Here is an 11,456-nt window from a genome sequence, read left to right on the forward strand (position 1 = left end):
TTTCAAGAATATCAGCATGTTGCACATTTTTTATCGTTAATTTTTATGTGTATTGTATCAAATTAAGAGTTTACGCGCTATTTTTATAAACATATGTCCAATTTTATAAAATCCTAAACAGACATGGCACTTTTACGCTTTAAATTTTTACAAAAAAAGAACCATTGTGATAAAAAATTATCACACAGTTGTCCAACACATTCTCTATTACATGCTGCTGAGCAACTACCAGATCACAATGGTTCTTATCCTATTATTTTATTTCACAGGCTCTGCATACCGCTTCACGATCCCTTTCAGGATCTCCACCACCAGATCCATGCCCTCTACCGTGATATGCTCACAAGGGCCATGGGCTGCATAGCCGCCGGTACCAAGATTAGGGCAGGGAAGCCCCATGTAGGACAGCCTTGCCCCGTCTGTGCCCCCACGGATGGGTACTGTAACAGGGGACAGACCTGCTTCCTGTGCTGCCAGCTTTGCATTCTCGATCAGGTGCATACATGGCTCAATCTTTTCTTTCATGTTCCGGTACTGCTCCTTGATCGTCAAGGTCACGGTTCCCACACCGTATTTCTCGTTAAGAAGCTTTGCAATATGCTTCATGGTAGAAATCCTTGACTCAAACAGATGGCTGTCATGGTCACGGATAATGTAAACCATACTTGCCTGGTGCAATATCCCCGTTCAGGTCGCAAAGATGGTAAAAGCCTTCATACTCTTCTGTATACCTTGGTGTCTCTCCTGCTGGAAGCATATTATGAAATTCTACCGCTACCTGTACAGCATTCACCAGGGTATTTTTGCTGCTGCCAGGATGCACTGGAAAGCCCTTGATGTGTACCTCTGCACCTGGGCAGCATTGAAAGGTCTCGTATTCCAGAGCCGCTGTCCACTGACCGCCATCTAAACGGTATAGGCAAAATCAGCACCGAAACTCTCTTTATCAAGACAATCTGCACCTCTGCCGATCTCTTCATCCGGAGTAAAACCAATGCAGATCTTTCCATGGGGGATATCCTCTTTCAGTAGGATTTCTGCCAGAGTCACTGCATCTCTGCGATCCCTGCCTTGTCATCTCCGCCAAGGAGAGTGGTGCCATCTTGTGGCTGATCAGTGTTCTGCCTTTCAGTGAGGAAAGGTGCGGGAAATCTGCCGGATCCAGGAAAAGTCCGCTATTTCCCAGTGCTACCCTGCTGCCATCATAATTCTGGATGATCTGAGGATTCACACCTTCTCCTGAAAAATCCGGTGCTGTATCCATATGGGCAATAAACCCGATCCCTGGTGCATCCTCATAACCCTTTGCAGCAGGAATCTCACCATACACATAGCATTTGTCATCTATACGCACATTGCTGATCCCCAGCTCCTTCATTTCCTGAGCCAGCTTGTTTCCCAGGTCAAACTGTCTCTGAGTGGAAGGTATTGTCTCACTGTTATCATCACTTGTGGTATACACCCTGAATATACTTTAAAAAACGCTCATACGCTCTCATAATTACTCTTCTCCCTGTTTTGTTTTATCAGAAACTTATTTCCTGTTTTTCTTTATCAACCTCTGCAGCATGCATTTCCTGTTTTGCTTCGCCGTCTGACTGTATCCCTTCTGACGCCGGCACAGCATCTGTCTGAGGCTCCCTTTCAACTTCCGGCTGGGTCTCTTCTGATGTATCCTGTGTGTAATCTGCCTGCATCATGGCACGTTCACGCAGGCTTTTCTTTGGTGCTGCCGGCTGGGCTGCTGCCTGTCTTCTGGCCTGCTGTCTTTTCTTCATATCCACTGCATAGACACGCTTAGGATCTTCCTTTGCCAGCTTCCGAAAGCCCCAGGCTCCCCATAAAATAAACAGCGGGATCCCAATTGCTGTAAAAAGCATCCCCAGGCTCATCAGCTTGGAGAAACAAAGAAAGACTTCCATCAAAGCCTCCACAACCAAAAGCACAAGAGCAATCCGGAGCATCGTAGTCGCCTTGTCTACCCGGTTACTGTACCGTACACTGCTGATCCCTGCAAAAACCTCCACAACTGCCAGGATCACAAACAATATGCCTACCAGCCTGAGAAACGGAACCTGCATGTTTGTCTTTTCAAGAAGCTCCACATATTCCTTGGTTCCTGCGGCTGCCTTAGAGGCGATCACCAGAAAATTGATCCCGTACAGCAAAGTCGATGTAATGGCTGTAAACAAAAGGAATCCACCGCCGAATAACAGGCACATCCTGCCGGTTGCAGCTTTCCGCACAGCCTTCTGCTCATCTAATACGTCCATATTCATTACCATCCTTTCTCATGTTAAAGGAAGTATACCATGCCTCTTAACCCGGGTCAATGCAGAGCAAAAAAACAGGGACAGCCCTGCCACATTTCTGTGATAGAACTGCCCCTGTCAAAGGCTTACAAAGCAGATTTCCCAACGGAAAATTTACTCTGCTGTTTTTGATGTGTAACCGAAGAAGAAGTATCCAAGTGGTGTGTAGTACATACCCTGAATGTTCTCTTTCAGCATGTATGGCTGTGTATAGAAATAAATCGGAGCAAGTACGCTGTCCTGACCGATCAGGATATCCTCAGCCTCATGGAATGCTTTCATACGATCTTCCTGTACGGAAGTAGCTTTTGCTTCATCAATCTTTGCATCGTAATCCGGGTTGGAATACTGAGCATCGTTGTTTCCGCCGCCAGTGTACCACATATCCAGGAAAGAGCAAGGATCATTGTAGTCTGCGATCCAGCCGTTACGAGCGATCTGGAAGTTACCCTGTTTTCTGTTCTCCAGGAATACGTTCCAGTCCTGATTGTTCAGTTTAACTGTAACGCCCAGCTGCTCCTGCCACATATTCTGAAGAGCCTCACCGATCTTCTTGTGGTTGTCAGATGTGTTGTACAGATACTCAACAGTCGGGAAGCCTTCGCCGTTCGGATAACCAGCGTCTGCAAGAAGCTGACGAGCCTCTTCACAGTTCTTCTCGTAATCCTCATCAGAAATGCTGTAGTAAGAACCACCTACAGTACGGAAGTCATCGCTTCCAGGGCCTGCTGCATCATTTACACCAGATGGAACATATCCGTCAGCCGGAACCTCACCAGCCTGGGAAACATTCTCTACGATGTAGTTACGATCGATTACAAGAGAGAAAGCTTTGCGGATGTTAGGATCTGAGAAGGTCTCATCCTCTGTATTGAAGCATACATAGTATGTTCCAAGGTAGTCAGCGATATTAAGCTGTCCATCAGCAAGGTATGTTGGGATCTCATCTACAGGCAGGTTCTCGATAAAGTCAAGCTCACCGTTGTTGTAACCCTTCAGCATAGCGTTGTTATCATCAAGAAGTGCAAATTTGATGGTATCCGGTCCAAGATTCTCATAATCATAGTAGTTCTCGTTTTTCTCCATCAGGATGTAAGCATTGTGTGACCACTCTTTCATCTTGTATGGCCCATTGCTGACATAAGAATCTACATCATATGTCCAGTCATCATTTCCCTCAACTTTATCCTGGCGAACAGGGAATGTTGCCGGGAATGCCATGATCTCCTCGAAATACGGGCAGTCATAGCTCAGATCGATCTGAAGTGTTTTGTCATCAATTGCTTTGATACCAAGTGTGTCAGGCTCTGCACTGCCATCAGCAACTGTATCATAGCCCTGTACCATATCGATCATGTAGCAGTAATCTGCTGCTGTCTCAGGATTTGCAAGACGCTGCCAGGAATATACAAAATCACCTGCTGTTACGTCCTGTCCGTCTGACCATTTAATACCGTCACGAAGTGTCAGTGTATAAGTTACTGTACCATCATCGTTCGCTGTCTTCTCCCAGGATTCTGCCTGTCCAGGTGCGGTTACTGCATTTCCGTTGCCATCATCCACCCATTTGATCAGACCTTCAAACATGTGATTACACATGATCGAACCATCTACTGCACTGTTTAATGCAGGGTCGATGGACATAGGCTCAGAAGCGATGCAAAGAGACAGATTATATCCGTCCTCAGATGCAGCAGCATCCTCAGCCATTACCGGTGTGGTAGCGGCCATGCCTACAACCATAGCTGCTGACAGGGCCAGAGACATAAATTTTCTTGCCTTTCTCATTACTTTTCCTCCTTTTTTTCTTTTTTGTGCTGCATGAGAAACAACACATTTATTAAAGAGGGATCTCTCCCTACAATAACCTATTTGCAGGATTGCAAGAGCACAGCTGCATGACAATCCATAGTATTTACTATTCATCCTCTATGCCTTATTTGTCCAGCATATGGCATGCAGCCCAGTGCCCCGGCTCATGCTCCCGGAATACAGGGGCTTCCACCTTACACTTTTCCGTAGCATATGGACATCTGGTATGGAAACGGCATCCGCTTGGCGGATTCATTGGACTTGGCACGTCTCCCTCAAGAATGATCCTTTTCTTGGTACGGCTAAGCTTTGGATCCGGCACCGGCACTGCTGATAACAGTGTCTGTGTGTATGGATGGATGGGATGACGGTTCAGTTCATAGCTTTCACCCAGCTCTACCAGAGAGCCCAGGTACATAACACCGATCCTGTTGGAAATATGACGTACAACAGAAAGGTCATGGGCAATGAACAGATAAGTAAGTCCCATCTGCTGCTGCATGTCCTCCAGCATATTTACGATCTGAGACTGAATAGAAACATCCAGTGCGGAGATCGGCTCATCACATACGATAAACTCCGGCTTAACAGCCAGTGCACGGGCAATTCCCACACGCTGCTGCTGTCCGCCTGAAAACTCATGAGGATAACGGTTTGCATGCTCTGTATTTAATCCAACCTGTGCAAGCAGCTCCTTGATCATGTCTGCACGGTCTTTCTTATTTGCTGCAAGCTTATGGATATCAATTGCTTCCCCGATGATCTCTCCTACTGTCATACGGGGATCAAGAGATGCGGATGGATCCTGAAAAATGATCTGCATCTTTCTGCGGTAAGGCAGCATATTCACAGATTTGGCTTTGCCAAGAGGTTGTCCGTCCGGCCCAAGCGGATTATCATAAATCGCCTGTCCGTCATAAATGATCTTTCCGCCTGTAGGCTCATACAGTCTGAGGATGGTTCTTCCAAGAGTAAGTTTTCCCACATCCGGACTCTCCTACCAGACCCAGTGTTTCTCCTTTTTTGATGAAAAGGGAAACGTCCTGTACAGCCTGCACTCCAGGACCTTTCACTCCCTTGATAGGAAAATATTTACGTAAATTTTGTATTTCAAGGAGTTTCTTATCTTCTGCCATTTTAATTCTCCTCCTTGTTCATCAGATCTTCTACACACAGCCAGCATGCAGAACGGTGTTTGTCGCTGATTTCCACGTAAGGAGGCATTTTCTTCAGACAGATTTTCATACATTTCTCACAACGTGGTGCAAAAGGACATCCTTCCGGAGGATTCAGCATATCCACCGGTGTTCCCTCGATGGGGATCAGTCTCTCATAGCTCTGGGCATCCACACGTGGCATGGAACGGAGAAGTCCTTTGGTATATGGATGGGCAGGCTCATAGAAAATATCATCTACAGGTCCCTGCTCAACAATCTTTCCTGCATACATAACAGATACCTTGTCACAGATATCTGCAACAACTCCCAAGTTATGGGTGATAAAAATAATACCCATGCCCGTCTTCTTCTGAAGGGATTTCATCAGATCCAGGATCTGCGCCTGAATGGTCACATCCAGGGCTGTGGTAGGTTCATCTGCGATCAGAAGCTGTGGATGACAGATCAGGCCCATGGCGATCATAACCCTCTGGCGCATACCTCCTGAAAACTCATGAGGATATTGCTTCATACGCTTCTGTACATTGTTGATGCCAACCATTTCCATCATTTCCATAGCTCTTTGTTCAGCTTCTTTCCTGCTGATCTTGCTGTCATGAGCACGCAGGGCCTCCACAAGCTGATTCCCTACTGTATAAACAGGATTCAGGCTTGTCATAGGGTTCTGGAAGATCATGGCGATTTTATTCCCACGATATTCCTGCATTTCTTTCTTTGTAAGGGCAAGCATGTCCTTTCCTTCAAAAGTAATGCTTCCGCCAACCACCTTACCTGGTGACTGAAGAAGACCAATAATGGAATAAGCCTCCTGGCTTTTTCCGGATCCGGACTCTCCAACCACTCCCATAACCTCACCATAATCCAGGTCATAGGAAATACCTCCTACTGCCTTAACCTCACCGGCTGGCGTAAAGAAGGAGACTTTCAGGTCTTTTACTTCCAATAATTTTTCTTTTTTTTCAGACATTGTTCTCCTCCTTTCTTATTTCTTCAGCTTAGGATCCAAAGCATCACGCAGGCCGTCACCAAACAGGTTGAAAGCAAGGATCATCACACTAAGGATCACAGAAGGTACGATCAGACGATAGGTATATGTATACATGCCGCCAAGGGCATCTGTTGCCATGGAACCAAGGCTTGGAAGCGGTGCGGATACACCTACTCCAAGGTAGGACAAAAAGGATTCCAGGAAAATAGCAGACGGAATCTGCAGGCAGGTGGTAACAACGATCTGTCCGATACAGTTAGGAAGAAGGTGACGACGGATAATACGGCCGCCAGATGCTCCCAGTGCCCTTGCTGCTGTTACGTATTCCTGCTGCTTCAGCTGCAGTACCTGACCACGGATAATACGGCTCATTGTTACCCAGTACAGCATACCGAAAGCGATAAACATGGAAATCAGGTTTGGTCCCAATACAGACACAAAGGACTTCATAGGACTTTCTCCCGCTGAATTTACATATTCTGTAAGGATCGGTTTCATAGCTGTGGCGATCAGAAGTACCACCAGCATCTCAGGTACTGCATAGATCAGTTCTACAATACGCTGCATCACTGCATCCACCTTGCCGCCGCAGTAGCCGGAAATCGCACCATAAACTGCACCGATCACCAGCACAAGAAGTGCTGCAAACACACCTACGGACATGGATACTCTGGCTCCGTACATAACACGTACCAGGATATCACGGCCATACATGTCAGTTCCAAATACATGTGGAAAAACCTTTTCTCCGGAAGCCTTACGCTCCAGTTCTTTTTGGGAATAACCAAACAGATGCTTTTTGATACCAAGCTCCTTACGGAGTGCATCCTGATCGATCTCTTCTTCACTGTCACTGCCTGCAGAGCTTCCCTTTTTAGCAGCAACCTTTGCCTGGGCACGGATTACAGCTTCGTCCTTTTTGGTGAATTCCTCTCCTTTGGCTTCAGCCTCTTCCTTAGCCTTGGCGATCATCTCATCTACATCAACCACATCTTTCTTTGTCCTTGAGGCGATCTCTGCATCCAGCTTCTGCTGGTCTTCTAAGGTATAGTGATAAGGATACAGGTTCTCTGCACCTTTGTTAAATTCATCATAGCCGTATGGAACCAGAACCGGTCCTAAAAAAGCAAATAAAAACAGTAAAACGATCACACCAAGGGCTACCATGGCTACCACATTCTTTTTCAGCCTGCGCCATGCATCCTTCCAGTAGGATACGCTTTTACGATCCTGAATAAAGTCATCCTTCTCTTCTTTTGATGCCTTTGAGAAATCCTCCGGAGAAAGATCGTTTAACAGATTCTCAATATCCGGCTGCATACTGACAGGACAGCGCTTCATTTTCTTCTTTTGTTCTGCCACGATCATTCTCCTCCTTTCGTAAGGCTGATCCTTGGGTCAGCTACTTTATAAAGAAGGTCTACCACAAGGTTCATCAAAATAATAAATGCTGCAAGGAAAATCGTTGTACCCATGATCACCGGATAATCACGGTTCTGGATGGACTGTACAAAATAACGTCCAAGTCCTGGAATGGAGAAAACGCTTTCCACTACAAAGCCGCCGCACAGGGTAAATGCCACCTGCGGCCCCAGGTATGTAATAACCTGGATCAGGGCATTTCTAAGGGCATGTTTGAAAATGATCTTATTATTCTTAAGGCCCTTTGCCCTTGCCGTCTTGATATATTCCTGGCTGAATGAATCCAGCATGGCTGATCTGGTCTGCCTTGCAGTATAGCACATAGGGTAAAATCCAAGTGCAAAGCAGGGAAGTACATATGCTCTCCATCCCTGGGAAGCATCAAAGATCGAAGGGAACAGACTTAAAGCGTTTGTTCCTGTAAGTGTAACCAGAAGTACAGATGCCACAACAAAGCTAGGCATAGAGATACCAAGAGTACATATAATGCGAAGCACACTGTCTGTGAATTTGCCTCGTTTAAAAGCAGCAAGACAGCCAATAGGTATACCTACCAGCACTGCCCAGCACAAAGCAATGGCTCCAACCTTTGCTGATACCGGGAACATCTCCTTGTGATAATGCTGAGGACCGCACGGTTCTTCTGCATTTTCAGAGATACTCCAAAATCACCATGAAGAATATTCTTAAGATACATATAAAGCTGAACGTAAACCGGTTTATCAAGACCGTATTTTGCATTCAGTGCCTGCAAGAGTTGTTTCAGACGGCGTTTTCTCACTGAGCCAGGGGCTTCCTGGTACAGCATTCATTAAAAGGAAGGTAAGACATGCCACCAGAAAGATGGTCAGTATTGCCATTCCAAGTCTTTTCACAAAATATTTGCCCATTTTTCCTCCTTGTTTTCTTTTCCCCTGACACACCATTCTCGCAAATAAAACAAAAAAAGTCTCCGAAAACTTCTTTTTTCAAAGACCAAATCAATTCCGTTCTACTTCATAAGCTTTCTACTATGTCTGTTAGGAAAGTATTGCTCTTTACTACGGGATAGAACATCCATCCATAAAATATGCAGAAATTATAGCACCCTTTTTTGCTTTAATCAAGTAACTTTTTCTATTTCTCAACACTTTAGCACAGGAAATGACAAGTGAAAGAACGCTGTAGTTATGGTATTTTCCTTGACATCCCGGTCAAAAACCTGCAAAATGATGATAAAAAGAATGGCTGCCACAAACAGGTGCAGCCAGAAGGAGTCGTGAATCTTGGTCAACTTTGATTATTACCGCATTTTCTATTTTGTCTGCCAGTACAAAAGCTTTACCAAAGCAGCAGAAATCCTGAATAATAATCAGCCCAACATTACCCGCTGCATGAATATCCTGGAGCGTGAACTGAACTGTAAGCTGTTCGTCCGTACTCACCGTGGAGTTTCCCTTACCCCGGAGGGCAAGCGTCTGTATGAACATATTTCCGTAGCTTATGAGCAGATTTCCCTTGGGGAAAAGGAGCTGGAAAAGGACCGCGGTCTGGAAAGCGGTCTGATTTCATTGGTGCCAGTGAGACAGCTTTGCGTCTTCTGCTTTTAGATAAGCTGGAATCCTTCCACAAAAAATATCCGCATGTACGCCTTCGGATTGCCAGTCACTCTACCCCGGAGGCTCTTACAGCCCTGGAAAACGGGCTTGTGGATTTCGCAGTAGTTTCCAGTCCTGCCCACACAAAAAAGCCTCTCCAGAAAACCCTCCTTGTATCTTTTAAGGAGATTCTTCTGGGAGGCCCTAAATTCGCCCAGGCAGCCAATACACCCCTGCACCTGCAGGATCTTCGGGATTATCCCTTTATTTCCCTTGGGGGGCGGACTTCCACCAGGGAAACCTATATGGAGCTTTTCCTCCAGCGGGGACTTCCTTTCCAGCCGGATATGGAAGCATCTGCCACTGACCAGATCCTGCCTATGATCATGCATAATCTTGGCATTGGCTTTTTCCCGGAAATGCTTGCCCAGGATGCCCTGCGCCGTGGCCAGGTGATCCAGATCCCCCTGGCAGAGGAGATCCCGGCCAGGGATGTTTATCTGGTACGGGACAGCACACGTCCCCAAAGTATTGCTGTACGCAAAATGATCGCCGCATTAAAAGAATGATCCTTCATGAAACAGATGTCCGCATAATCACCACTTCAAAAAAATGATCCTGCAAAATGCAGGATCATCCTCCGATCTGGCAGTCCAGGCCACATACTGCATGGACTGCCTTTTTTAATGTTTCCATATGTTCTGCTGACGGAGGCAGAACCCCGTCCAGCAAGTATTCACGACCAAGTCCCGTGTATTTATCTTGTCCCAGCCTGTGGTAAGGCAGCAGATGAATCTTATCCACCCCCGGAAGGGTTGCTGCAAATCTGGCAATCCCCTGGATCTCTTCCACAGTATCATTTAACCCCTGGATCACAGGCACCCGTATTACCAGGCGGGTCATCCCGGAAAGTGCTGTTTTTCTTGCGTTTTCCAGCATTCGTTCATTGGATCTTCCGGTAAAAGCCTTATGCTTTTCAGGATTGGTGTGCTTGATATCCATCAGGTACAGATCCAGATAAGGCAGCACCATCTGGATATTTTCCCAGGGCATGCCTGCCATACTTTCGATAGCTGTATGGATCCCTCTTTCCTTTGCACCACGAAGCAGATCCCTGGGCAACTCTGGCTGACACAGGCATTCCCCTCCGGAAAGAGTCATCCCGCCGCCTGAGCGGTAATAGTATGCCCGGTCCTTTTCCACCACCTGAAGCATTTCTTCCACAGTCACATCCCTGCCGATGATCTTCTCTTCCCCCTGCACGATCATCTTCTGAATAGCAAACTCCTGGGATTCCGGATTACAGCACCACCTGCACCGCAGGATACACCCCTTCAGAAAAAGAATGGTGCGGATCCCCGGTCCGTCATGAATGGAATATCTTTGTACATCAAAAATCCTGCCTGTTGTTTTCAAGAAAGAAATCCATTATTTTCTCCTGTTTCTCAGAATCCCTGCTCTGTCCTTCTTATGATATCATCCTGCAAAGATCTGGACAATGTGGTAAACAAAGCGCTGTATCCTGCCACACGCACCACCAGATGCTTATAATTCTCCGGGTGTGCCTGTGCATCCAGAAGTGTCTCCCTGCTTACTACATTAAACTGCATATGCATGCCCTTCTGGTCAAAGAAGGTACGGATCAATGCCACAAATTTCTCCAATCCCTCTACTTCCAGACAAGGCAGAAGGATGGAATTTCTGATTAAATAATGTACCATTGGATACGATGAAATGATCAAGCCTGGATACAGAAGTAGCTGCTGCTGTAGGACCGTTCACATCCTTGCCTGCAGATGGTGAAACTCCGTCCGCAACCGGCGTATGGGCATATCTGCCGTCCGGGTAGCTCCTGTCTGTCCGCCCAGCGGAACATTGGCTGATACAGGATAAAGACCTGCATGGAATCTGCCCCCTCTTGGGTTGCTATACTGCTGGATAGGCCTTGTATATGTATAAGCAACATCCCTTGCAAAATAATCCACTTCCGGAATATCATTTCCAAACTTAGGTACTTCCAGGATCTTGTTCCTGATCTCTTCGTACCGGCTGATCATCTCCTTTGAAAGCTTCAAGGAAAGCACAGACTGTACCACTGCTTCTGTCATCTTTTCGTCAACCTGCCTGCCTGCATTTTCAGCTTCTTTCAGTATGCCCTGGGGAGTTC

The 11,456-nt window shown here is 46.4% G+C and carries 5 protein-coding genes and 5 pseudogenes; 1 reads left to right on the forward strand and 9 read right to left on the reverse strand.

What is annotated here, in order from left to right; genetic code table 11:
• Window positions 1-258: 258 nt before the first annotated feature.
• The 7 genes and pseudogenes from pepT to R1Y93_RS11410 form a co-directional block, all read right to left on the reverse strand.
• Window positions 259-1,499 (reverse strand): annotated as a pseudogene (pepT, locus tag R1Y93_RS11380) (peptidase T).
• Between the two features lie 27 nt (window positions 1,500-1,526).
• Complete coding sequence (locus R1Y93_RS11385) at window positions 1,527-2,273, reverse strand: hypothetical protein (protein ID WP_500822884.1); 747 nt, start codon at window positions 2,271-2,273, stop codon at window positions 1,527-1,529.
• Between the two features lie 153 nt (window positions 2,274-2,426).
• Window positions 2,427-4,100, reverse strand: coding sequence for a peptide ABC transporter substrate-binding protein (locus R1Y93_RS11390; RefSeq protein WP_500822885.1), 1,674 nt, complete (start codon window positions 4,098-4,100; stop codon window positions 2,427-2,429).
• Window positions 4,101-4,248: 148 nt separating this feature from the next.
• Window positions 4,249-5,260: pseudogene (locus R1Y93_RS11395) on the reverse strand (ABC transporter ATP-binding protein).
• Between the two features lies 1 nt (window position 5,261).
• A complete protein-coding gene (locus R1Y93_RS11400) occupies window positions 5,262-6,269 on the reverse strand; it encodes an ABC transporter ATP-binding protein (RefSeq protein WP_500822886.1) in 1,008 nt (335 codons plus the stop codon).
• Between the two features lie 15 nt (window positions 6,270-6,284).
• Complete coding sequence (locus R1Y93_RS11405) at window positions 6,285-7,652, reverse strand: ABC transporter permease (protein WP_500822887.1); 1,368 nt, start codon at window positions 7,650-7,652, stop codon at window positions 6,285-6,287.
• 2 nt (window positions 7,653-7,654) lie between these two features.
• Window positions 7,655-8,602 (reverse strand): annotated as a pseudogene (locus R1Y93_RS11410) (ABC transporter permease).
• Between the two features lie 375 nt (window positions 8,603-8,977).
• Here R1Y93_RS11410 and R1Y93_RS11415 point away from each other — a divergent pair.
• Window positions 8,978-9,858, forward strand: a pseudogene (locus tag R1Y93_RS11415) (LysR family transcriptional regulator).
• Between the two features lie 64 nt (window positions 9,859-9,922).
• Here R1Y93_RS11415 and R1Y93_RS11420 read toward each other — a convergent pair.
• Window positions 9,923-10,714 carry a glycyl-radical enzyme activating protein gene (locus R1Y93_RS11420; protein WP_500822888.1) on the reverse strand — a complete coding sequence of 264 codons (792 nt, stop codon included), beginning with the start codon at window positions 10,712-10,714 and terminating at the stop codon, window positions 9,923-9,925.
• A gap of 20 nt (window positions 10,715-10,734) precedes the next feature.
• A pseudogene (locus tag R1Y93_RS11425) lies at window positions 10,735-11,456 on the reverse strand (glycine radical domain-containing protein); the annotation flags it as partial.

It is taken from the genome of Blautia sp. HA3515 (genome assembly GCF_059933065.1).